We start from the raw sequence: 26,955 nt of genomic DNA, 5'->3' as shown, positions 1-26,955 counted from the left end.
CGCTCTCCGATCAGTGTTCGACGAGATAGTGCTCGAGCAGCGGCCCGATTTCTGCGAGAACGGCCGGTTCGATCATCTGGTTGTGCTCGCAGTCGATGGTGAATTCGCGGATGCGCCCGGTGATCGCCGGCTGCCACACCCGCGGATCGTGGACGGTGTCGCTGCCGTCGCCGCGGCCGGCGGTGAAGAACAGCAGGTCACCGTCGAACACGTCGGGCGCGTACCGGTTCATGATCTTCGCGCTCGTGGTGAAGCCCGCCCCGATCCGCTTCAGATGGGCCGGGGTCAGCCCGGTCTTCTGGCCGAGGGATTCGTCGAGGGCGGCGATCGCCTGCTCGTAGGTGAGCGCGGTGGTGTCGCCGTATCCACCGAGATCCAGTCCCAGCCCCTCGAGGAGTTCGGCGACGGTGAGCTGCCCGGGATCCTCGTCGCCCTCGCTGAGGTAGCTGTCCAGGATCGCGAGGGTGGCGACCTCCTCGCCGGCGTCGCGCAGTTCGACGGCCATCGCGTGCGCGATGACACCGCCGAGCGACCAGCCCATCAGATGGTAGGGGCCGTGCGGTTGCGCGAGCCGGATCTCCTCGACGTACCGGTGCGCGAGCTGCTGCACCGACTCGAAGTCCGGGCCACCGGACAGCAGCGGCAGCTGCAGCCCGTACACCGGCCGGTCGTGACCCAGGTACTGCACCAGTCCCGCATACCCCCACGACAGGCCGATCCCGGGATGCACGCAGAACAGTGGGGTGCGGTCGCCGGTGGGGCGCAGCGGGATCAGCACCCCGAGGGCATCGTCGACCGGGGACCCCGATCGGCCGAGCCCACCGGCCGGCAGGTCGATGCGTTTCGCGAGGCCCGCCGGGGTCGGGTCGAGGAACATCGTCTGCAGCGGGATCTGCCGGCCGATCCGGGCCTGCAGGGCGTTCATGATGCGGGTCGCGATGATCGAGTTGCCGCCCAGGTCGAAGAAGCTGTCGTCGACGCCGACGTGCGCGATCCCGAGCACCTCGGAGAACACCTCGGTGACGGTCCGCTCGGTGGGGGTCGTCGGGGCGCGGAACTCGGTCGTCGTGGACGTGAAGTCCGGGGCCGGCAGGGCCCGGCGGTCGAGTTTGCCGACCGGGGTGAGCGGAATCTCGTCGAGGACGACGACCGCCGACGGCACCATGTGCGCCGGCAGCTGCTCGGCGACGTGGGCGCGCAGGTCCCGGGCGGTGACCGTGTGGCCCTCCACCGGCCGCACGTACGACGCGAGCAGGGTGTCCCCGGACGGTCCGGTGTGCCCGAGGGTGGCGGCGAACGTGACCGCCGGATGCCGGGTGAGGACGGCGTCGATCTCGCCGAGCTCGATGCGGAAGCCGCGGACCTTCACCTGGAAGTCGGAGCGGCCGATGTATTCGACGGTGTGGTCGGCGCGCCAGCGGACGACGTCACCGGTGCGGTACATGCGGGTGCCGGGCTCCCCGAACGGGTCGGCGACGAAGCGTTCCGCGGACAGTCCGGGCCGGTTGTGGTAGCCGCGGGCCAGGCCGGGACCGGAGATGTACAGCTCGCCGGGCACCCCGACGGGGACGGGGCGGAGCCGGTCGTCGAGGATCGTCTCCCGGAACCCGATCGCCGGGCCGCCGATGTCGACGGTCTCCCCCGGCTGCATGGGGGCGCTGACACTGGCCTGGATGGTGGTTTCGGTGGGCCCGTAGCCGTTGAACATGCGGCGTCCGGGCGCCCACTTCGCGACGAGTTCCGGTGGGCACGCCTCTCCGGCGACGGCCAGAACCTCGAGGGTGTCGAGATCCTCCTCGATCGAGGCGAGCGCGGTCGGGGTGATGAACCCGTGCGTGACGCCCTCCCGGCGCAGCAGCTGCGCGAGTTCGCTGCCGCCGTACACGGTGGGCGGCACGATCACCAGGCGGGCGCCGGCACTGAACGCCATCATCATCTCGAACACGGAGGCGTCGAAACTCGGGGACGCCAGATGCGAGACCCGGGACCGCGGGGTGACCGCGAACCGGCGGCGTTCCTCGGCGGTGAGGTTCGCGATACCGCGGTGGGTGACGATCACCCCCTTCGGCCGGCCCGTCGACCCGGACGTGTAGATCAGGTACGCGGGATGCGTCAGGTGCAGCGGGGCGGTGCGGTCGCTGTCGGTGACCGGGCCCGCCGGCCGGGCGGCCAGCTCGGCGTCGAGGCCGTCGTCGTCGACGATCAGCCACGGCACCGTGTCCGGCAGGTCGTCCCGCTGCCCGGAGGTGGTCAGGCCCAGGGCGGCACCGGAATCGGTGAGCATGTGGTCGATGCGGTCGTCCGGATAGTTGGGGTCCACCGGCACGAACGCGGCCCCGGCCTTGGCGACCGCCCAGATCGACAGCACCTCCTCGATCGATCGGGTCAGGCCGAGCGCGACGAACGTTTCCGGCCCCACCCCGCGGTCGGCGAGGGCGCGGGCCAGCCGGTTGGAGCGTTCGTCGAGGTCCCGGTAGCTGAGGGTGCGGCCCTCGAAGCTCAGGGCGACCGCGTCCGGGTCGACGGCCGCGGCGGCGGCGAGGATCTCCGGCCACACCCGCGGCGGCACCCCGGCGTCCCCGGCGGCGGGCGCGAGGTCGGCGAGTTCCCGCTCGTCGAGGATCTCGATGTCCCCCACCGGGCGGGCCGGATCGGCGGTGACCGCCTCGAGGATGCGCAGGAAACGGTCCGCGAAGCCGCGGACGGTGTCGGCGTCGAACAGGTCGGTCGCATAGTCCATCGACGCGGTGATGCCGGCGGGGGCACCGTCCGCGTCGAACTCCTCGGCGAGGACGAGCTCGAGGTCTTCCTTCGCGACCCGGGTGTCGACCCCGACCCCCTCGACGGTCAGCCCGGGCAGCTGCAGGCCGGGCCGCTCGTTGTTCTGGAACTCGAGGGACACCTGGAACAGCGGCGAGTAGGACGTCGACCGCGGCGGGTTGATCTCCTCGACGAGCCTCTCGAACGGGACGTCGGCGTGCGCGAACGCGGCCAGGTCGGAGGCGCGGACCGCGTCGAGCAGGGCGTCGAACGTGGTGGCGTGGTCGACGCGGGCCCGCAGCACCAGGGTGCCGACGAACATGCCGACCAGCTCGTCGAGGTCGACGTCGCCGCGGCCGGCGATCGGGGTGCCGACGGCGATGTCGTCGGTGTCCGCGAGCCGCGCCAGCAGGGCCGCGAGCCCGGCGTGCACGGTCATGAACATGCTGGCGCCGTGCCGGTGCGCGAGGTCGGTGAGCCGGGCGTGCAGGTCGGCGGGCACCCGGAACGACACCCGGTCGCCGCGGAAGCTCTGCTGGACGGGCCGCGGCCGGTCGGTGGGCAGCGCGAGGACGTCCGGCAGGCCGGCGAGCTCGGCGGTCCAGAAGTCGAGCTGGCGGCGCAGCAGCGACTCCGGGTCGGTGTCGGAGCCGAGGAGATCGTGCTGCCACAGCGTGTAGTCGGCGTACTGCACGGGCAGCGGTGCCGGCTGCGGGACCGTGCCGGCGGCGCGGGCCGAGTAGGCGGTCATCAGGTCCCTGCTCAGCGGGGCCATCGAGTAGCCGTCCGCGCAGATGTGGTGCACGACCAGGACCAGGACGTGCCGGTCCGGGGCCAGGCGCAGCAGTTCGGCCCGCACCGGGGGTGCGACGGTGACGTCGAAGCCGCGGCCACCGAACGCCGCGATCCGCGCCTGCACGTCCTGCCCGTCGGGTATGTCGACCGGGGTGAGCGGGACGTCCATGTCGGCGGTGGGCACCACCTGCTGGCTCGGTTCCTGCTCGACGATCGGATAGAACGTGCGCAGCGATTCGTGCCGGTCGAGGACGTCGACGACGGCGGCCCGCAACGCGTCGACGTCGAGGTTCCCGTCGAGGGTGACGGCCATCGGAATGTTGTAGGCCGCCGATGCGGTGTCGAACTGGTTGATGAACCACATCCGCTGCTGCGCCAGCGACAGCGGGATCCGGTCCGGGCGTTCCCGTCGGGTCAGCGGCGGCCGCCGGTAGCCGGTGGTGGTGTCCTTCTCGCGGGTGATCCACTGCGCCAGCTGCTGCACCGTCGGCGCCTCGAACAGGGCCCGGACCGGGATGTCGGCGGACAGGAGCGTGCCGAGGCGGGCGGTGACCCGGGTCGCGATCAGCGAGTTGCCGCCCAGGTCGAAGAAGCTGTCGGTGGTGCCGATCCGGTCGAGACCGAGGACCTCGGTGAACACGTCGACGAGGGTGTGTTCGAGGGGGTTCGTCGGTGCCCGGAACTCGGTGGCGGCGAACGTGAACTCCGGTTCCGGCAGCGCGGCCCGGTCGAGTTTGCCGACCGGGGTCAACGGCACCTCCCCGAGGACGGTGATCGCCGACGGCACCATGTGCGCCGGCAACTGCGCGGTCAGGGCGGCGGTGAGCGCCGCCGGGTCGACGACGGCGCCGGCGGCCGCGACCACGTAGGACGCGAGGACGGTGTCGCCGGCCGGGCCGGGCACCCCGAGGGTGACGGCGAAGCTCACGGTCGGGTCGGCCATGAGGGCGGTGTCGATCTCGCCGAGTTCGATGCGGAAGCCGCGGACCTTGACCTGGAAGTCGGTGCGGCCGAGGTATTCGATCGAGAAGTCGGTTCCGCGTTTCGTCCAGCGCACCAGGTCGCCGGTGCGGTACATGCGCTCGCCGGGCTTGCCGAACGGGTTGGCCACGAACCGTTCCGCGGACAGGCCGGGACGGCGGTGGTAGCCGCGGGCCAGCCCGAGCCCGGTGATGTACAGCTCGCCGGGCACCCCGACCGGGACCGGCTGCAGCCGGGCGTCGAGGACGAGTTCCCCGACCCCGCGGATCGGCCCGCCGATGGTGATCGGCTCCCCGACGGTCATCGGGTCGGAGATGTTCGTCATGATCGTGGTCTCGGTGGGCCCGTACGCGTTGTGCAACTGCCGGCCCGGCGCCCAGCGGGTGACCAGATCCGGTGGGCAGGCCTCGCCGCCGAACGCGACGTGGGTGAACTCGTCGAGTCCGGTGGGGTCGACGGTCGCGAGCCCGGCGGTGGTGACGAACGCGTGGGTGACGTGCTCGTCGGCGATGAGCCGGGCGAGGTCGGCGCCGCCGACGATCGACGGGTCGGCGATCACCATCGCCGCGCCCACCCCGAACGCCTGCAGGTACTCGAACACGGCGCCGTCGAAGCTGGGGGTCGCGAAGTGCAGGGTCCGCGACGCGGCGGTCGCATCGAAGCGTTCCTGCTGGTCGAGGGCGAAGTTGTCGAGACCACGGTGGGTGACGACGACCCCCTTGGGGCGGCCGGTGGACCCGGAGGTGTAGACGACGTACGCCGCGTGGTGCAGACCCAGCGGGGCGGTGCGGTCGGTGTCGGTGACCGGGCCGTCGGCGCGGGCCGCGCACGCCGCGGTGAACTCGGCGTCGTCGAGGGTGAGCCAGTGCGCGGTGCCCGGCAGCCGGTGCCGGTGCGCGGCGACGGTCAACCCGAGTCCGGCCCCGGAGTCGGCGAGCATGTACTCGATCCGTTCGGGCGGATAGTTCGGGTCGACGGGCACGAACGCGGCCCCGGTCTTGGCGACCGCCCACACCGCGAGCACCGACTCGATCGAACGTGGAATACCCAGCGCCACATATGATTCCGGGCCTACACCCTGATCGATGAGGACGCGGGCGATGCGGGAGGAATGGGTGTCGAGGTCCCGGTAGGTGACCTCGCGGCCCCCGAACGTCAGCGCGACCGCGTCCGGGTCGAGTGCGGCGCCGTCGGCGAAGATGTCCGGCAGGGTGCGGTTCGATCCGCCCGGCGCCCCCAGCACCGGTGTCAGATCCCGGCGCTCGGCCTCGGTGAGCAGATCCAGCCGGGCCAGGCTCTGGTCCGGGTCGGCGGCGAACCGGTCCAGCACCACCGCGACCCGGGTCGCGAGGGCGGCGACGGTGTCGGCGTCGAACACGGCCGGGAAGTACTCGAACTTCAGGTTCAGCGTCTCCCCCACCGACGCCACCAGCGCCAGCGGATAGTGCGCGGCGTCGCGGCCGTCGATCCCGGTGACGGTCATACCGGCGATGTCGGTGTCCGCGGTGAGCGCGTCCCGGTCCACCGGATACGACTCGAACACCGTCAGCGTGTCGAACGTGACGGCCTGCCCGGTGGCCCGCTGGATGTCCGGCAACCCCAGGTAGTGGTGGTCGAGGAGGGCGGCCTGCTCGCGTTGGATGCGGTCGAGGAGGTCGCCGAGCGTCTCGTTCGCGTCGAGCGTCACCCGCACCGGAAGCGTGTTGATGAACAGGCCCACCATCGACTCGATCCCGGGGATCTGCGGGGGCCGACCGGACACGGTGCCACCGAACAGCACGTCGGTGCGGGCGGTGTGCGCGCCCAGGACGATCGCCCACGCCGCCTGCACGACGGTGTTGAGGGTGATGCCGCGCTCCCGGACCAGGGCGCGCAGCGCCTCGGTCTGCCGGACGGTCAGCGTCGTCTCGTACTCGTCGGTGCCGCCGGCCGGGTCGACGATCCCGGAGGCCGGGGCCAGCAGGCTCGGTTCCTCGAGACCGGTGAGGGCCCGCCGCCACGCCGCGGTCGACGCGGCCGGATCCTGCCGGGCCATCCACGCCAGGTAGTCGCGGTACGGGTGGACCCGCGGCAGCACCGAGGCGTCGCCGTCGGTGGCGTACAGGGTCAGCAGGTCCCGCAGCACCAGTGGCGTCGACCAGCCGTCGAGCAGGATGTGGTGGTTGGTGACGATCAGCCGGTCCCCGTCGTCACCGAGATCGACGAGCGTCATCCGGACCGCGGGCGGCTCCGCGAGATCGAAGCGGGTGAGCCGGTCCGCGGTCACCAGATCGCGGTAGCGGCCGGCGCGGGCCGCCGGGTCGAGACCCGACAGGTCGACGTGTGTGAACGGCAGCTCCGCGCGCGCCGGAATCACCTGCACCACCTCGGTGTCGGCGCCGTCGGGGCGCACGAACCCGGCCCGCAGGTTCGGGTGCCGGTCCAGCAGCGCCTGCCCGGCCCGCCGCAGCCGGTCGGCGTCGACGATCCCCCCGAGGTGCAGCGTCAGCTGCACCAGGTAGGCGTCCGCGGCCTCGTCGGCGTAGACGGCGTGGAAGTGCAGACCGGACTGCAGCGGCGACAGCGACCACACATCGGTCAGCGTCGGATACCGGGACTCGAGGGTGTCGACGGCGGCCTGGTCGAGGTCGACCAGCTCCAGATCGGACGGAGTCAGGCCACCGGCACCCGGTTCGGCGGTGTGCCGGGCCAGCGCGGTCAGGGCCCGCACCCACAGGTCGGCGAGCTCCCCGGCGTCGATCCCGGCGAGGACCCCCCGCGGATACGACCAGCTCGCCCGCAGCCGCGGCCCGTCACCACGGTCGGTGACCATCGCGTTGACGTCGAGCACGTATCCGGCGGGCAGGTCGGCGGCCGGGGCGTCGTCGAGGTCGGTGCCGGTGACCGGCAGCCACGCCGCAGGGACACCGCCGACGGTGTCACTGTCGCTGCCGCCACCGAGACGGCCCAGATAGTTGAAACTGATCTGCGGGGCCGGCAGCGGCGCCAGCAGCGGCGCGGTCTGCGGATTCAGATACCGCAGCAGCCCGTAGCCGATGCCGTGGTCGGGGACGGCGAGCAACTGTTCCTTGACGGCCTTGATCGCGGCCCCGGCGGCCGGCCCGGCCGCGAACGCGTCGTCGACGTCGATGCCGGACAGGTCGAGCCGCACCGGGAAGATCGTGGTGAACCAGCCGACGGTGCGGCCCAGATCGGCGCCCGGGACCACCTGGTCCTCGCGGCCGTGCCCCTCGAGGGACACCAGCGTGGCGGGTACATCATGGCCGCGGGTGCGGCGCCACCGGGTGACGGCGACCGCGAGAGCCGCGAGCAGACCGTCGGCGACCGAGCCGTGGAAGGCGCCCGGCACCGCCGTCAACAGCGTGTCGGTGACGTCGGCGGGCAGCTCCACGGTCACCTTGTCGACCGTGGCGGTGACGTCGGCGGCCGGATCCAGCGGCCGGGAGCCGAGCAGCGGGTCGTCGGCGGCGAGGACCTCGCGCCACCGGTCGACGTCCCCGGCCGCGGCACCGGCGGCGTCGACGAGACCGTGCGCCCACCGGCGCATCGACGTCCCCGTCTCCGGCAGTTCCGCCACCCGGCCGTCGGCGATCTGCGTCCACGCGGACGCCAGGTCCGGGACCAGGATCCGCCACGACACCCCGTCGACGACGAGATGGTGCAGCACCAGCAGCAGCCGGCCCGCCGGGGCGTCCGGTCCGGGGCCGGCGTCGAACCACACCGCCTGCAGCACCGTGCCGGCGACCGGGTCGAGCCGGTCGGCGGCGGCGTCGAGGGCCGTCTGCGCGGCCGCGGTGAAACCGGGTCCGGTGACGGTGTCGACGGGCACCCGGGTGAGCAGGTCCGCGGCGGTGACCGCCCCGACCGGCCGCACCACGACGGCCGGTTCGCCACCGTCGACGTCGAGGCGGGCCCGGAGCATGTCGTGCCGGTCGATCACGGCCTGCAGGGTGCGGGTGAGCCGGTCGGCGTCCACCCCGGCGGGCAGGGCCAGCAACGCCGTCTGGGTGTAGCGGCGGACCGGTCCCCCACGGTCGAGGAGCCACCGCACGATCGGGCCGGCCGGGAACTCGCCGACCCCGCCGCCGGGCAGCTCCTCAAGGACGACGGCCGGTTCCGCGGCGGCCGCGTCGGCGACCTGCGCGAGACCGGCGACGCTGCGCTGGTCGAACACGTCCCGCGGGGTCAGGGTCAGGCCCGCCGACTTGGCGCGGGACACCAGCTGGATCGACATGATCGAGTCGCCGCCGAGCGCGAAGAACGAATCCTCCACCCCGACGGTGTCGACGCCGAGGACCTCCGCGAACAGGCCCGCGAGGACCTGTTCGGTTTCCGACTGCGGGGCCCGCGAGACGGTCGCCCGGCCCCCGAAGTCCGGTTCGGGCAGGGCCCGGCGGTCGAGTTTGCCGTTCGCGGTGATCGGCAGCGCGTCCAGCACCACCAGCGCCGCCGGCACCATGTACGACGTCAGCTCCCCGGCGACGTGGTCGAGGATCCGCTGCGGATCGGGGGCGGCGGCGCCGTGTTCGCCGACGACGTAGCCGACGAGCCGGTCCGGTCCCCCGGACCCGGCGTGCACGACGACGACGGCCTGCGCGATGCCCGGGACGGCGAGCAGCGCCGACTCGATCTCCCCGAGTTCGATGCGGAAACCGCGGATCTTGACCTGGAAGTCGGAGCGGCCCAGATACTCGAGCCGGCCGTCCCGGTTCCAGCGGGCCAGGTCGCCGGTGCGATACATGCGTCCGCCGGTGGTCGAGGCGGGGTCGGCGACGAACCGGCCGGCGGTGAGGGCGGGCCGGCCGAGGTAGCCGCGGGTGAGCTGGTCACCGGAGACGTACATCTCCCCGGTCACGCCCGGCGGCACCGGGTGCAGCCGGTCGTCGAGGACCTGCACCGTCAGCCCGTCGATCGCGCGGCCGACGACGCTGGCGTTCGCGGACGCCGCGAACGCCCGGTCGAGTTCGAGGCGGGTGACGTGCACGGTCGTCTCGGTGATGCCGTACATGTTCACCAGCCGGGGTGCCCGGTCGCCGCGGCGGGCGTACCAGCGGGACAGCTGCCCGAGGTCGAGGGCCTCGCCGCCGAAGATCACGTAGCGCAGGGTGAGCGGGCCGGCGGTCGGGTCGTGGTCGCCGGCGAGCCGGTCTGCCTCGGCGAGCTGATGGAACGCGGTCGGCGTCTGGTTCAGGACCGTGACGCCCTCGCCGCGGAGCAGATTGAGGAACAGTTCCGGGGAGCGGGCGGTGTAGTAGTCGACGACGACGAGCCGGCCGCCGTACAGCAGCGGCCCCCACAGCTCCCACACCGAGAAGTCGAACGCGTACGAGTGGAACATCGTCCACACGTCCGTCTCGTCGAACCCGAACGCGTCGCCGGTGTTCTCGAACAGGGCCGCCACGTTGCGGTGCGTGACCTGCACACCCTTGGGGCGGCCGGTGGACCCGGACGTGTAGATGACGTACGCGAGGTCGTCGGGGTGCAGCGGCGCCCGCCGGTCGGCGTCGGTGAGCGGGCGGCCGGGCCGGGCGGCGACCGCGGCGGCGGTGTCGTCGGCGTCGAGACGCAGCAGCGGGATCGCCGTCACCGGGAGCGTGTCGGCGTCGGCGACCGAGGTGAGCACGCACACCGGGGCCGCGTCGCCCAGCATGTACGCCAGCCGCTCCGGCGGGTACGTCACGTCCAGCGGCAGGTATCCGGCGCCGGCGTCGACGACGGCGAGCAGTGCGACGACGAGGTCGATCGACCGCGGCAACGCGACCGCGACCAGCGTGCCCGGCCCGGCGCCGGCATCGACCAGATGCCGGGCGAGCCGGTGGACGCGGGCCCCGAGCTGCGCGTACGTGATCGTCTCGCCCTCGAACGTGACCGCGCCGGCGTCCGGATGCCGGGCGATCGAGGCGGTCAACCGGTCGGCGAGCGTGGTCTCGGGGGCGCGGCGGCCCGGCACGTTCCAGTCGCGGAGCAGCCGCTCGCGTTCGGCGGCGGTGGTGATCTCCGCGTCGCCGACCGGGCGGGCCGGGGCGTCGGTGAGCGCGGTCAGCAACCGCACGAACCGATCTCCCAGCACCGCGATCGTGTCGGCGTCGAACAGATCGGTGGCGTACGTGAACGCGGCGTCGATCCCGGCGGGCACCCCGTGCGCGTCGTGGCGTTCGGCGAGGGTGAGCTGCAGATCGAACTTGGCGACCGCGAGCTCGGTGGTGACCGGTTCGACGGTCAGCCGCGGCAGCTCGAGCCGCGGCAGCTCGTTGTTCTGGAACTCGAGCAGCACCTGGAACAGCGGCGAGTGCGCGGTCGAGCGTTCCGGGGCCAGGACGTCGACGAGCCGCTCGAACGGCAGATCCGCGTGCCCGAACGCGGCCAGATCGAAGGCGCGGGCCTGCGCGAGGACGTCGGTGAACGCGGCCGCCGGATCAATCTGGGTGCGCAGCACCAGGGTGCCGACGAACATGCCGACCAGGCCGTCGAGTTCGGCCTCGCCGCGGCCCGCGATCGGGGTGCCGATCGCGATGTCCTCGGAGCCGGCGAGCTTGGCGAGCAGCACCGACAGCGCGGCGTGCGCCGCCATGAACATCGTCGCGCCCTCCCGGCGGGCCAGCTCGCTCAGGGCGCGGTGCACGTCGGTGGGGATCGTGAACTGCACCCGGTCGCCCGCGAAACTCTGCTGCGCCGGCCGCGGCCGATCCGTGGGCAGTGCCAGCGCGTCCGGCAGCCCGGCCAGGGCGTCCGTCCAGAACGCCAGCTGCCGGGTCAGCAGCGATCCCGGATCGTCCTCGTCGCCGAGCACGTCCCGCTGCCACAACGCGTAGTCGGTGTACTGCACCGGCAGCGGCGCCCACTGCGGGACGTGCCCGCCGGTGCGGGCCGTGTACGCGGTCATCACGTCGCGGGCCAGCGGGGCCATCGAGAACCCGTCCGCGCAGATGTGGTGCACCACCAGCACCAGCACGTGCTCGGTGGGGCCGAGCCGCAGCAGCCGGGTGCGCACCGGCACGGCCGCGGTGACGTCGAAGCCGCGTTCGATCAGTTCCGCGATCCGGGCCGGGACCCGGTCGGCGGCGACGTCGTCTACCCCGGTCCCGGGGAGCGTGTCGGCGGGCACGATCACCTGTTCGGGGTGCCCGGCCGTCGTCGCCGGGAAGTAGGTGCGCAGCGACTCGTGCCGGTCGAGGACGTCGCCGACGGCGGCCCGCAACGCGTCGACGTCGAGATCCCCGGTGAGGCGGACGGCGAGGGGAATGTTGTAGGCGGCCGAGCCGGTGTCGTACTGGTTGATGAACCACATCCGCTGCTGCGCCAGCGACAGCGGGATCCGGGCGGGCCGGTCCCGCCGGGTCAGTGCCGGCCGGGACGCCTCGGTGAGGTGTTCGCGGTCGATCCAGCGGGCCAGGTCGTGCGCGGTGGGCGCCTCGAACAGGGCCCGCACCTCGAGGTCCACGCCGAGGGCGGTGGTGAGGCGGGCGACGACCCGGGTCGCGATCAGCGAGTTGCCGCCCAGATCGAAGAAGCTGTCGTCGACGCCGACCCGTTCGAGACCCAGCACCTCGGCGATCACGTCGACGATCGCCTGCTCGGTGGGGGTACTCGCCGCCCGGAACGTGTCCGCCGCCGGCAGGAACTCCGGTTCCGGCAGCGCCGCCCGGTCGAGTTTGCCGATCGGGGTCAGGGGCAACTCGTCCAAGATCATGATGCTCGACGGCACCATCGGCGCCGGCAGCCGCTGCGCGACGTGCTCCCGCAGCTCACCCGGTTCCAGGTGGGCGCCGTCGACCGGCAGCACGTACGTCACCAGCACGGTGTCCCCCGCCGGTCCGGGCCTGCCGACGGTGACCGCGAACTGCAGGCCCGGGTGGTCGACGAACGCGGCGTCGACGTCCCCGAGTTCGATGCGGAAGCCGCGCAGCTTGACCTGGAAGTCGGAGCGGCCCACGTATTCGAGGGCCCGGTCGGGGCGCACCCGCACGATGTCGCCGGTGCGGTACATGCGGGCGCCGGGCCCGGCGAACGGGTTCGCCACGAACCGTTCCGCCGTCAGTTCCGGACGCCGGTGGTAGCCGCGGGCCAGGCCCGGACCGGCGATGTACAGCTCCCCGGGCACCCCGGCGGGCACGGGCCGCAGGGCCGGGTCGAGGACCAGTTCGGTCTCCCCGGTGATCGGGGCGCCGATCGTGATCGGCTCCCCGACGGTGAGGGGGTCGCTCACGTTCGCCAGGACGGTGCCCTCGGTGGGCCCGTACCCGTTGTAGAGGCGCCGCCCCGGCGCCCAGCGGGCGACGGTCTCGGGGGGGACGGCCTCGCCGCCGGTGATCACGTCGGTGACCTCGTCGAGTCCGGTCGGGTCGGTCGTGGCCGCGGCGGCCGCGGTGATCCACGCGTGCGTGACGTGCTGCTCGCGCAGCAGCCGGGTCAGTTCGTCGCCGCCGTAGATCGCGGTCGGGGCGATCACCATGGTGGCGCCCGCCCCGAACGCGATCATGAAGTCGAGGACGGCGGCGTCGAAGCTCGGGGTGGAGAAGTGCAGGGTCCGTGACGTCGGCTGCACCGACAGGTGGGTGCGGCACTCGTGGGCCAGGTTCGCGAGCCCCTCGTGGCTGATCACCACCCCCTTGGGGCGGCCCGTGGTGCCGGACGTGTAGATCATGTACGCCGGATGCTGCAGGTGTAGCGGTGCCCGCCGGTCGGCGTCGGTGACCGGGGCCGCCGAGTAGCCGGCGCACCGGGCGCGGGTCTCCGGGTCGTCGAGGATCGTCCACGCGACGGTGTCGGGGAACCGGTCGCGGGCGTCGGTGACGGTCAGCCCGACGGTGGTGGTGGCGTCGTCGAGCATGAACGCGACCCGGTCGGGCGGATAGTTCGGGTCCACCGGCACGAACGCGCCACCGGCCTTCGCGACCGCCCATACCGCCGTCACCGCATCGATCGACCGCGGCAGACCCAGTGCGACAGCAGATTCCGGTCCGACCCCGGCGTCGATGAGGAGGCGGGCCAGCCGGTTCGACTGCTCGTCGAGTTCCCGGTAGGTCACCTCGCGGTCCCCGGCGACCAGGGCGATCGCATCCGGTCGGCGGGCAGCGACATCGGTCACGAACCGGGCCAGCGTGCACGGGGTGCGGCCGGGTTCGCCGGGCAACGGCACCAACTGCGACCGTTCGGTGTCGGTGAGCAACTGCAGCCGGGCCGGTGTCCGGGACGGATCGTCCGCGATCGCGGTCAGCACCGCGACGACCCGGCCGAGCAGCGCATCGGCGGCGGCCTCGTCGAACAGGTCCGGCAGGTACTTCAGTTTCATCCGCAGCCGGTCGTCGGAGTTCGCGACGAGGGTGAGCGGATAGTGGGCGGCGTCGGCGCTGTCGTGGATGCGCTGCACCCGCAGCCCGGCGATGTCGGCGCCGGCCGCGGCCTCCGGATCGACCGGATACGACTCGAACACCGTGAGCGTGTCGAACGCCAGCATCGGACCGACCGCGTCCTGGATCTGCGTCAGGCTCACATGGTGGTGGTCGAGCAGGGACGCCTGCTCGGTCTGCACCCGGTCGAGCAGGTCGGTGAGCGGGAGACCCGGCTCGATCCGCACCCGCACCGGCAGCGTGTTGATGAACAGGCCGATCATCGACTCGATCCCGGGGATGTGCGGGGGCCGCCCGGACACGGTCGCCCCGAACACGATGTCGTCGTGTCCGGTGGTCGCCCCGAGCACGATCGCCCACGCCACCTGCACCATCGTGTTGAGGGTGACGCCGCGGCTGCGGCCGAGGGCGGTGAGCCGGGCGGTCGTCGCCGGGTCGAGGACGGCGTCCACGTCGAGGGGCATCGTGGTCTGCTCCCGCGCCCGGTCCGGCGCCGTCAGCAGGGTCGGTTCGTCGAGGCCGGCGAGCGTGTCCGTCCACGCCGCCAGTGACCGGTCCGGGTCCTGTCCGGCGATCCACGACAGATAGGTGCGGTACGGGTGCACCGGCGGCAGCGCGGCGGTGTCCCCGCCGGTCGCGTACAGGGTCAGCAGCTCCTGCATCAGCAGCGGCGTCGACCAGCCGTCGAGCAGGATGTGATGGTTGGTCAGGACCAGTCGGTGCTCGTCGGGGCCGGTGCGGATCAGCAGGAACCGGATCAGCGGCGCGGCCGCCGGGTCGAAGCGGCGGTCACGGTCCTCGGCGACCACCCGCGCCAGTGCCGTCGCCCGCTCGGGCTCGTCGAGCCCGGACAGGTCGAGCTCGGTCCACGGCAGTGTCACCGCGTCCTCGATCACCTGCACCGCGGTGCCGTCGCCGGTGTGCACGAACGCCGACCGCAGGTTCGGGTGCCGGTCGAGCATCGCCTGCCCCGCCGTCCGCAGCCGGGCCGGGTCGGCGCCGGCCACGTCGAGCATCATCTGCACCAGGTAGGCGTCGACGGACCGGTCCGCGTACAACGCGTGGAACAGCAGCCCCTGCTGCAGCGGCGACAGCGACCACACGTCGGTCAGCCGCGGGAACCGGTGCTCGAGGGTGTCGATCTCGGGCTGTCCCAGGTCGACCAGGTCCAGGTCGGACGGGGTGAGCCCGCCGGCGTCGGGGCGGGTGGTGTGCCGGGCCAGCGCGATCAGGGCGTCGCGCCACAGGTCGGCGAGCACCTGCACGTCGGCGGCGTCGAGGATCCCGGACGGGAACCCCCACGTGGCCCGGATCCGGGGGCCGTCGGCGCCGTCGGTGGTGACCGCGTTGACATCGAGGACGGACGCCACCGGCCGGTCCGCGTCCTGCAGCACGTCCAGGTCCACGTCGTCGGTGGGCAGCCAGCCGGTGTCGTGGGGGGTGCCGGGGACGGCCGCGGTGAGCCGGCCCAGATAGTTGAACGCGATCTGCGGGGCGGGCAGGCCCGCCAGGGCGGGCCCGGACTCGGGGTCGAGGCGGCGCAGCATGCCGTAGCCGATGCCGTGGTCGGGCACCGCCAGCAGCTGCTCCTTGACCGCCTTGACGGCGGCCCCGGCGCCACGGCCGCCGGTGAACGCGTCGTCGACGTCGATCCCGGTCAGGTCCAGCCGGACCGGATACAGGGTGGTGAACCAGCCGACGGTGCGGGACAGGTCGGCGCCGGGCAGCACCCGGTCCTCGCGGCCGTGCCCCTCGAGGGTGACCAGGGTGTCGGCGGCGGCACCCGGGTCGGTGGTGCGCCGCCACCGCACCACCGCCAGCGCCAGCGCCGCGAGCAGCCCGTCGGCGACCGCGCCGTGGAAGGCGTCGGGAACGGTGGTGAGCAGTGCCTCGGTGACGTCCGCGGACACCTCGACGGTGACGGTGTCGACGGCCCCGGCGACGTCGACGGCCGGGTCGAGGGGCCGGCGTCCGAACAGCGGGTCGGTGCCGGACAGCACCTCGCGCCAGTGGTCGAGTTCGTCGCGGCGGTCCGGGGCGGCGTCGACGAGGCCGTGCGCCCACCGCCGCATCGACGTGCCGACCGGTGCCAGGTCCGGGGTCTGCCCGGCGGTCAGCTGCGCCCAGGCGGCCGCCAGGTCCGGGACCAGGATCCGCCACGACACGCCGTCGACGACGAGATGGTGCACGACGATCAGCAGCCGGCCGGCGGTGCCGTCGGCAGCGGTGGTGTCCAGCCACACCACCTGCAGCATCTCCCCTGCCTCCGGGTCGAGCCGGGACATCGCGGCATCGAGTTCGGTGCGGGCCGTCGCGGTGAACACGTCGCTGCCGGGGGGGGCATCGACCGGGATCCGGTGGATCAGGGTTTCGGCGTACACACTGCCCACCGGCGCGACGACCATCCCCTGCCCGTCGACGGTCAGGCGGGCCCGCAGCATGTCGTGCCGGTCCAGGACGGCCTGCACCGCGCCCGCGAGCTGCGCGTCGGTGAGCCCGGCCGGTGCGGTGAGCAGCGCGGCCTGCGAGAACCGGTCGTGCCGGCCGCCGCGGCCGAGGAGCCAGTGCGCCACCGGCAGCAGCGGCATCTTCCCGACCCCGCCGCCGTCGAGTTCGTCGAGGGTGAGCGCGTCGGCGTCCGAGACGGCGACGGCGGCCAGGGCGGCGACCGTCTTGTGGTCGAACACGTCGCGGGGGGTGAACCGCAGGCCCGCGGTCTTGGCGCGGGACACCAGCTGGATCGACATGATCGAGTCGCCGCCGAGCGCGAAGAACGACTCGTCCACCCCGACGGTGTCGAGGCCGAGGACCTCGGCGAACAGGTCGGCGAGTCGGCGTTCCCGGTCGGTGGCCGGGGCCCGCCCGGTCGCGGCCCGCACCCCGAAGTCCGGGGTCGGCAGGGCGCGGCGGTCGAGTTTGCCGGCCGGGCCGAGGGGCAGGGCGTCGAGGACCATCACCGCCGACGGCACCATGTACGACGCCAGGAACCCGCCGACGAACGCGGTGATCTCCGCCGGGTCCAACGCGGCGGCGGTCTCGCGGGGAACGACATAGCCGACCAGCCGGCTCGCCGGCCCGGACCCGTCGACGGTGACGACGGCCTGCCCGACCCCCGGATACCGGCGCAGCGCCGACTCGATCTCGCCGAGTTCGATGCGGAAGCCGCGGATCTTGACCTGGAAGTCGGTGCGGCCCAGGTATTCGAGCCGGCCGTCGCCGTTCCAGCGCACCAGGTCGCCGGTGCGGTACATGCGGTCACCCGGCCGACCGAACGGGGTCGCCACGAACCGCTCCCCGGTCGTGCCCGGCCGGCGGTGGTAGCCGCGAGCCAGGCCCGGACCGAGAATGTACAGCTCCCCGGGCACCCCGGCCGGCACCGGGTGCAGGCGGGCGTCGAGCACCACCAGCGCGGTGCCGCGCGGCGGGCGGCCGATCGTCACCGGCACCCCGACGGCGAGGGGGTCGCTGACGGCGGCCACGACGGTCGCCTCGGTGGGCCCGTACGCGTTGAACATCCGCCGCCCCGGCGCCCACTGCGCCACCAGTTCCGGTGGGCACGCCTCGCCACCGGTGACGACGCAGTCGAGGGCGGTGAGCCCGACCGGGTCTACCGAGCCGAGCGCGGCCGGGGTGACGAACGCGTGGGTGACGGCGTGGGAGGCGAGCACGTCGCGCAGTTCGTCGCCGCCGAGCACGGTCGACGGCGCGATCACCATGGTGGCGCCGGCGCCGACGGCGAGCAGCAGTTCGAGGATCGACGCGTCGAAACTCGGCGACGAGAAGTGCAGGGTCCGCGACGCGGGCGTGATCCCGTAGCGGGTGCGCTGCTCGGCCGCGAAGTTCGCCAGCCCGCGGTGCGGGACGACGACACCCTTCGGGACGCCCGTCGACCCGGACGTGTAGATCAGGTAGGCGGGATGGTCCAGGTGCAGGGGCGCGGTCCGATCGCCGTCGGTGACTGCGCCGGCCGGTTGCGCCGCCACCGCGGCCCGGGTCTCGGGATCGTCGATCACGATCCAGCCCGTCGACGACGGCAGCGCGTCGTGGTGGGCGGCGGCGGTGACCCCCACGGCGGCACCGGAATCGGTGAGCATGTGCGCGATCCGGTCCGCCGGATAGTTCGGGTCGACCGGCACGAACGCCGCCCCGGTCTTGGCGACCGCCCAGATCGCGGTCACCGAGTCGATCGACCGGGGCAGGGCGAGGGCCACCACGGTGTCGGGGCCGATGCCGCGGCCGACGAGCAGCCGCGCCAGCCGATCCGAGTGGGCGTCGAGGTCCCGGTAGGTGACGGTGTCGTCCACGTACCGGAGGGCGATCGTGTCCGGGTCGACGGACGCGGCGGCCGCGAGCAGCTCCGGCAGGGTGCGGGCCGGGATCGCGCCGCCGCCGGTGACCGGGGCCAGGTCCTCGTGTTCACCGGCGGTGAGCAGGTCGATGTCGCCGACCGGGATCGACGGGTCGGCGGTGACGGCGTCGAGGACGGCGGTGAACCGGCCGGCCAGCCGTGCCACCGTCGCCGGGTCGAACAGGTCGGTGGCATACGTGAATTCGGCGGCCATGCCCGCGGGCTGCCCGGTGTCGGTGAACTCCTCGGTGAGCGCCAGCTGCAGATCGAAGTTCGTGGTGGCGGTGGCGACGTCGACGACCGAGACGGTCAGGCCGGGCAGGTCGAGCCGCGGCCGATCGAGGTTGCGGAACTCGAGCATCACCTGGAACAGCGGTGAATGCGCGGTGGAGCGTTCCGGGGCGAGGGCGTCGACGAGCCGCTCGAACGGCAGGTCGGCGTGCGCGAACGCGTCGAGGTCGCCGGTGCGGACCGTGTCGAGCAGCTCGGTGAACGGGGTCGCCGGCCCCGGGTGGGTCCGCAGCACCAGCGTGTTGACGAACATGCCGACCATGTCGTCGAGGGTGGCGCCGCCGCGCCCGGCGACGGGGGTCCCGATCGCGACGTCGTCGGTGTCACCGAGCCGCCCCAGCAGGGCCGCCAGGGCGGCGTGCACGGCCATGAACACCGTCGACCGGCGGTCCCGGGCGAGGGCGACGAGCCGGCGGTGTGTCTCGGGGGTCACCCGGAAGCCGTGGACGGCGCCGCGCAGCGTCCGTTGCGCCGGCCGAGGCCGGTCGGTGGGCAGGTCGAGGACCTCCGAGAGCCCGTCGAGGGCGGTACCCCAGTAGTCGAGCTGCCGGGCCAGCACACTGTCGGGGTCGGTGGTGTCGCCGAGCGCGTCCTGCTGCCACAGCGCGTAGTCGGCGTACTGCACGGGCAGCGGCGTCCACGCCGGGGCGGCGGCCTCGGTGCGGGCGATGTACGCGGTCATCACGTCCCGGGCGAGTGGGGTGAGGGAGAACCCGTCGGCGCAGATGTGGTGGACCACGATCACCAGCACGTGCCGGTCGTGTCCGGCCCGCAGCAGCAGCGACCGGATCGGCGGGGCCGCGGTCACGTCGAAGCCGTGTCCGGCGAACTCGGTGATCGTCGCCGCGACCTCGCCGTCGGGGACGTCGCGGGGGGCGAGGTCCGGGGCGACCTGCGCGGTCGGCACGATCATCTGTGTCGGCTCGCCGTCGACCATCGGGAAGACGGTGCGCAGCGACTCGTGCCGGTCGAGGACGTCGGCGAGCGCGGCCCGCAACGCCGGCACGTCGAGGTCGCCGTCGAGCCGCACCGGCAGTACCACGTTGTAGGCGGACGAGGCGGTGTCGAACTGGTTGACGAACCACATCCGCTTCTGCGCCAGCGACACCGGCACGATCGCGGGCCGCGCCCCCGCCTCGAGCGGCGGCCGGTCGGTGCCACGGGTGCCGGACGCCTCGATCCGCGCCGCGAGACCGGCGACGGTGGGGGCGTCGAAGACCTCCCGCAGCCCGAGGTCGGTCCCGAGGGCGGTGCCGAGCCGGGCGACGAGCCGGGTCGCGGTCAGCGAGTTGCCGCCGAGTGCGAAGAAGTCGTCGTACGCGCCGACCCGCGGCACCCCCACCAGGCCGGCGATCGTGTCCGCCACGATCTCCTCGACCGGGTTGCGGGGGGCGACGAATTCGATGTCGGCGGTGCGGAACTCGGGGGCGGGCAGGGCGCGCCGGTCGAGTTTGCCGGTGGCGCCGAGCGGGAATGCGTCGAGCAGCAGGATCTGCGCGGGCACCATGTACCCGGGCAGTGCCGCGGCCACGTGCTCCCGCAACCCCTCCGGGTCCGGGGTGTCGGCATCGAGGGTGCCGACGTCGGGGATCACGTAGCCGATGAGGGACTGGCCGATCACGTCGTCGTCGCGGACCACGACGACGGCCTGCGCCACCCCGGGCGCGGCCAGCAGCACCGCCTCGATCTCCCCGAGTTCGATGCGCAGACCGCGCAGCTTGACCTGGAAGTCGCTGCGGCCCAGATATTCGAGTTCCCCGTCGGCGCGGCGGCGGACCACGTCACCGGTGCGGTACATGCGCCGGCCGGCGGTGAACGGGTCCGCCACGAACCGGTCGGCGGTCAGGTCGGGGCGTCCGACGTAGCCGCGGGCGAGCTGCACACCCGACAGGTACAGCTCCCCGGCCACCCCGACCGGCACCGGATGCAGCCGGGAGTCGAGGACGTACAGCTGCGTGTTCCACACCGGTGCCCCGATCGGCACCGTCGTGGTGTCCGCGTCGGTGACCGTGTGGTGGGTGACGTCGACGGCGGCCTCGGTGGGCCCGTACAGGTTGTGCAGGCCGGCCCCGCCGGGTCCGGTGAACGCCGCGAACGCGGACGCGGTCGCCGGGGGCAGGGCCTCGCCGCTGCAGAACACGGTCCGCAGGGACCGGCAGCGGTCCGGGTCGGCGCCCGCGACGAACGCCGCCAGCATCGACGGCACGAAGTGTGCGACGGTCACGCCGCGGTCCGCGAACAGCTGCGACAGATAGCCGGGGTCACGGTGCCCGTCGGGGGCGGCGATCGCGAGCTGTGCCCCGATCTGCAACGGCCAGAACAGCTCCCACACCGACACGTCGAACGTGACCGGCGTCTTCTGCACCACCACATCCGACGCGGTCAGCCGGTACCGGTCCTGCATCCAGGCCAGACGGTTGACGATCGCGGAGTGCTCGACCGCCACACCCTTGGGCCGGCCGGTGGATCCGGACGTGTAGATGACGTACGCGGTGTCCTGCCCGCGCAGCACCCCGGTGCGCTCCTCGGCCCGGATCGGGGCGTCGTCGCGGCCGGTGAGGTCGAGCCCGTCGATCTCGATCACCTCGACGCCGGTGGCAGCGTCGGCGGGCAGCGGGCCGCGGTCGCGGCCCGTGGTGAGCACGCACACGGGCCGGGCGCTGTCGAGGACGTACGTGGTGCGGGCCGCCGGATGGTCCGGGTCGAGGGGCACGTAGGCGCCGCCGGCCGCGATCACCGCGTAGATGCCGACGAGCAGGTCCGGGGACCGGCGCATCGACACCGCGACCCGCGATTCGGGGCCGACGCCGCGGGCGATCAGCTCCCGCGCCAGCCGCCGCACCCGGGACGCGAACTGCCCGTAGGTGACCGTCTCGTCGCCGAACGTGAGCGCGACCGCGTCCGGGGTGCGGGCCGCCTGCGCGTCGAACATCGCCGCGAGGGTCGTGTCCGGCACGGTGTGGCCGGTGGCGTTCCACTCCCCCAGCACCAGATCGTGTTCGCCGTCGACGAGGATGTCGATGTCTCCGACCCGGTCGCCGCCCGCCCCGGCGGTCGCGGCCACGGTGATCGCCTCGAGGACCCGCACGAACCGGTCCGCGAACGAGGCGACGGTGGCGGCGTCGAACAGGTCGGTCGCATACGAGAGGCGGGCGTCGATGCCGCCGGGGCCGCCTTCCTCGTCGACGGTCTCGGTGAGGATCACCTGCAGGTCGAACTTGGCGGTGCCGGTGTCGATCTCACCGACCTCGACGTCGAGTCCCGGGAGCCGGAACCGGGCCGCCGGGGTGGCGTCCTGCAGCACCAACATCACCTGGAACAGCGGCGAGTACGCCGTCGACCGGGTCGGGTCGAGGACTTCGACGAGCCGCTCGAACGGGACGTCGGTGTGGTCGAGGGCGGCCAGGTCGACGGCCCGGGTGTGGGCGAGCAGGTCGGTGATCGTGGCTGCCGGATCCACCTGGGTGCGCAGCACGATCGTCCCCACGAACATGCCGATCAGGTCGTCGAGTTCGACGTCGCCGCGCCCCGACACCGGGGAGCCGATCGTGATGTCGGTGCTGCCGGACAGGCGCGCCAGCAACGCCGCCAGACCGGCGTGCAGCACCATGAACAGGCTCGACTCGTGGGCGCCGGCGACGTCGAGGAGACGGCGGTGCAGGTGGGCGCCGATCGGGACGGTGACGTCGGCGCCGCGCATCGACTGCTGCGGCGGCCGCGGCCGGTCGGTGGGCAGTTCGAGCAGGTCCGGCGCCCCGGACAGGGTGTCCCGCCAGAATTCGAGCTGGCGGTGCGCGAGACTGCGCGGATCGTCCTCGGCGCCGAGCAGGTCCTGCTGCCACAGCGTGTAGTCGGTGTACTGCACGGGCAGCGGAGCCCACTGCGGGGCGTCGCCGCCGGCGCGGGCGGTGTACGCGACCATGACGTCCCGGGCGAGCGGTGTCATGGACAGACCGTCGGCGGCGATGTGGTGCACGACCAGGCCGAGGACGTGGTCGTCGGGGGCGAGCCGCCACAGCCGGGCCCGGACGGGGACGTCGGTGGTGACGTCGAATCCGGCGGCGGCGAACTGTGCTGTGTGCGACGGCAGCTCGTCCTCGTCGACGTCGACGGGGGTAATGTCGCACCGGTCTCGGACCGCGGCATCGTGGACGGGGCGCACCACCTGGACCGGGCCGTCGCCGGTGTTGGGGAACACCGTGCGCAGGCTCGCGTGCCGGTCGAGGACGTCGGTCAGGGCCGCGCGCAGGGCGGCGAGGTCGAGGGGTCCGCGCATCCGGACGGCGATCGGAATGTTGTAGGCGGCGGACGCCGGTGCGAACTGGTCGACGAACCACATGCGTTGCTGCGCCGCCGACACCGGGATCGGGCCGTCGTGCTCGCGGGGCACCAGGGGCGGCCGGGTGGGGTGACCGGTCGCGGCGGCGGCGCGGGCGGCGAGGGCCCCGACGGTGGGTGCCTCGAACAGGTCGAGGACCCCGAGCTCGGTGCCGAGGACCGTGTTGATGCGGGCCACGATGCGGGTCGCGATCAGCGAGTTGCCGCCCAGGTCGAAGAAACTGTCGGTGACCCCGATCCGCGGGACCCCGAGCAGGTCCGCGAACACCGCGGCGATCCTCTTCTCCGCCGGGGTGGTGGGCGGAACGAATTCCCCGGCGGCGGTGTCGAAGCTCGGTTCCGGCAGGGCCCGCCGGTCCAGCTTCCCGGCCGGGGTCAGCGGCACCGTGTCGAGGACGACGACGGCCGCGGGCACCATGTGCGCGGGCAGCTGGGCGGCGACGTGGGCGACGACGTCCGCCGCCGGCAGCGCGTCGTCGGCCTGCACGTACGCGACCAGGACAGGGTCCCCGGCCGGGCCGGGATGCCCGGTGGCGAGCGCGAAACCGATCCGCGGATGCGAGCGCAGTGCCGCCTCGATCTCGCCGAGTTCGATGCGGAAGCCGCGGATCTTGACCTGGAAGTCGCTGCGGCCCACATACTCCAGCGTGTGCCCGGCCCCGCCCGTGCGGGTCCAGCGCACCAGGTCGCCGGTGCGGTACAGGCGCCGGCCGGGCGTGTACGGGTCGGCGACGAACCGTTCGGCGGTCGTGACCGGACGTTCGTGGTAGCCGCGGGCCAGGCCGTCGCCGTACACGTACAGTTCCCCGGCCACCCCGGCCGGGACGGGCCGCAGCCGCCGGTCCAGGACGCGGGCCCCCACGCCGCGCGGTGGGCGGCCGATCGTCACCGGCTGCCCGGCCGTGAGCGGTGTGGACACGGTCGCCACGACGGTGGCCTCCGTCGGCCCGTACGCGTTGAACATGCGGGCGTGCGGCGCCCACTGCTCGACGAGGTGCGGCGGGCACGCCTCACCACCGGTGATCACGCAGTCGAGGTCGGTGAGCGGGCCGGGGTCGACCGACGCGAGCGCGGCCGGGGTGACGAACGCGTGCGTGACACGGTCGCGGCGCAGCAGCTCGGTCAGTTCGGTGCCGCCGTAGATCGTCGGCGGGGCGATCACCATGGTGGCGCCGGCGCCGACGGCGAGCAGCAGTTCGAGGATCGACGCGTCGAAACTCGGCGACGAGAAGTGCAGGGTCCGCGACGCCGGGCCCACCCGGTAGCGGTCCCGCTGATCGGCGGCGAGGTTCGCCAGCCCGCGGTGCGTCACCGTCACCCCCTTCGGGGTGCCGGTCGACCCGGACGTGTAGATCAGGTAGGCGGGATGGTCCAGGTGCAGGGGCGCGGTCCGCTCACCGTCGGTGACGGGGTCGGCCGGCCACTGCAGCATCTGTTCGGCGACACCCGGATCGTCGAGGACGAGGGTCGACGCCCGGTCCGCGACCGCACCGGCGTGGTCGGTGACGGTGAGTGCGAGGACCGCACCGGAGTCGGTGAGCATGTGCGCGATCCGGTCCGCCGGATAGTTCGGGTCGACCGGCACGAACGCCGCCCCGGTCTTGGCGACCGCCCACACCCCGGTCACCGAGTCGATCGACCGGGGCATCGACAGCGCCACCACCGTGCCCGGTCCGACACCTCGGGCGATCAGCATGCGGGCCAACCGGTTCGACCGTTCGTCGAGGTCCCGGTACGACACGTCCCGGCCCTCGAACGACAGGGCCGCACGCCCCGGATCGGCGGCGGCCGCCGATGCGAGCAGGTCGGCGAGGGTGCGCTGCGGCTCCCCGTCCCCGCCCCACACCCCGGACAGGGCGCGATACTCGTCGGCGTCGAGCAGGTCGACGTCGTCGACGGCGACGTCCGGGTCGGCGAGGACCGCGTCCAGCACCCGGCGGAACCGGGCGGCGAGATCGTCGACGGTGGCGGCGTCGAGCAGGTCGGTCGCGAACGTGAACGTGGCGTCCAGCCCGGCCGGTGTCCCGGTGCCGGTGAACCGTTCGGCCACCGTCAACCGCAGGTCGAGTGCCCCGAGATCCGGGCCGGTGTCCGCGGCGCGGACGACCACACCGTCCCCGTCGAGATGCGCGACGGCACTGTCGGGGAATTCGAGCAGCACCTGGAACAGCGGCGAGTGCGCGTTCTGCCGGGTGCGGCCGAGCGCCTCCACCAGCTGCGCGAACGGGGTTTCGGCGTGCCGGAACGCCGCCAGGTCCGCCGCACACACGTCGGTGAGCAGGGTGTCGAACGTGGCGCCGTCGGCGATCCGGGTCCGCAGCGTGAGCGTGTTGACGAACCCGCCCGCCTCGGTGTGCCCGGACACCGGGGTGCCGATCGCGACGTCGTCGCTGTCGGTGAGCCGGGCCAGCAGCACCGCCAGCACGGCGTGCACGGCCGAGAACACGGTGCAGTCGCGGGCGGCGGCCAGGTCGGCGAGCCGACGGTGCGTGTCCGCGGGCACCTCGAAGGCGACCCGGTCGGCGTCGCCGGTGCGCCGGGCCGGGCGGGGCCGGTCACCGGGCAGCGACAGGATGTCGGGCAGGCCGTCGAGTTCCCGGGACCAGAATTCGAGCTGGTCGGCGACCCGCAGGACCTGGGCGCCCACGGCGGCGCTCTCGGGGTGGATGCCGGCGATCGGCGTGTCCGGTTCGGCGAGCACGAACTCCTCGACCAGTTCGGTGAACCGGCGGTGGTGGGTGCGCAGCTCGTCCTCGCCGTACCGGTTGGGGTTCGCCCGGAACTCGACGAATGTCGTTGTGGGGCTGCCGCTCTGGAAGAAGTTGACGGCCAGGTCCTCGATGGGGCCCGACGTGACGATGTGGTACTCGCCCTCGAGGGTGCCGAGGGTCATCTTCGGCCGGAACAGCATGACGTTGGCCATCGGGCCGGCCAGTCCCCGCGCGGTCCCGGTCAGGCCGGCGTCGCGGCGGATGTCCTCGAGACTGCACCGCTGATGCCGCAACGCCCCCATCAGTTCCAGCTGGATCCGTCCGATCACGTCGCCGACGGTGTCGCCCGGCAGCACCGTCGCCCGCAGCGGGGCCACGTTGACGAGCATGCCGCCGGACCGCTGCAACGGTGCCGTGGTCCGCGCCGACACCGGAATGTCCACCAGGACGTCGGTGCGTCCGGTCAGGCGGGCGAGATAGCACGCGAATGCCGCGATCAGCACGGCCGCGGGGGTCGCCTGGTAGCGCTGGTCGGTGTGGTCGAGGGCCTCGATCACCGGTCGGGGCAGCGGCGCGGTCTCGCAGAGGCTGACCGCCGCCGCCGGGCCGTCGCCGGTGGCGAGCGTGGAGCCGCCCTCGACGCCGGCGATGTGCTCGGCCCAGTACTCCCGATCCGCCTGGAACCGGCTCGACGCCCGGTACTTGCGGTCGATGTCGAGCAGGGCACGCGGGTCGAGGGCCCGGTTGGGTTCGGGGTCGCGTCCCTCGACGTGCGCGGTGTAGAGGGCGGCGATCCGGTTGGCGATCGTCATACCGCTGTAGCCGTCGAGCGCGACATGGTGAATGCGGGTGTACCACAGGTAGTCTCGCTCCCCCACCTGAATGACGGTCATGTCGAGCAACCGGTCCCGGGTGAGGTCGATCGGCACCGAGTAGTCGCGGTCCATCCAGGCGTGGGCGGCGGCGACCGGGTCGTCCTCGCCGCGCAGATCGAGGTGGTCGATCCCCAGGTCGGTGTCGGGGTCGACCACCTGCCACGGCTCACCGTCGACGTCGACCAGTCGCAGCAGCGGGGAGCCGAACTCGTGTGCCGCGGTGACCGCGCACCGGTCGAGCAGCTCGAGGTCGAGGTCGCCGTGCAGTGTCACGTACTGCGCGATGAAGATCGGGACGTCCGGCATGAGTTGTTGGGCGAACCACATACTCCGCTGCGCCGACGAAAGCGGAAAAGCATCGGCCGACGCCATTTCGGTCGATGCCAATTCGCCCGAATCGGCAGCCGTGTCGGAACCGTGAGAGTTCGGTTCCCGAGATCCTCGCATTGTCATTGACAAGCCCCCTGAAAGCAGAAATGCCCGGGTTGCATCCGGACCACACCATA

1 protein-coding gene is annotated in these 26,955 nt (G+C 73.1%); it reads right to left on the bottom strand.

Annotated elements, in window-relative coordinates; translation table 11 throughout:
• Positions 1-10: 10 nt before the first annotated feature.
• On the bottom strand, positions 11-26,902 hold the full coding sequence (locus Q5696_RS11080) for a non-ribosomal peptide synthase/polyketide synthase (protein ID WP_305091424.1): 26,892 nt from the start codon (positions 26,900-26,902) through the stop codon (positions 11-13).
• Positions 26,903-26,955: the final 53 nt, after the last annotated feature.

Source organism: Prescottella sp. R16 (assembly GCF_030656875.1).
Taxonomy (GTDB): Bacteria; Actinomycetota; Actinomycetes; order Mycobacteriales; family Mycobacteriaceae; genus Prescottella.
Note: the sequence above shows the minus strand (reverse complement) of the source record. Positions and strands in the feature narration are given on the sequence as shown.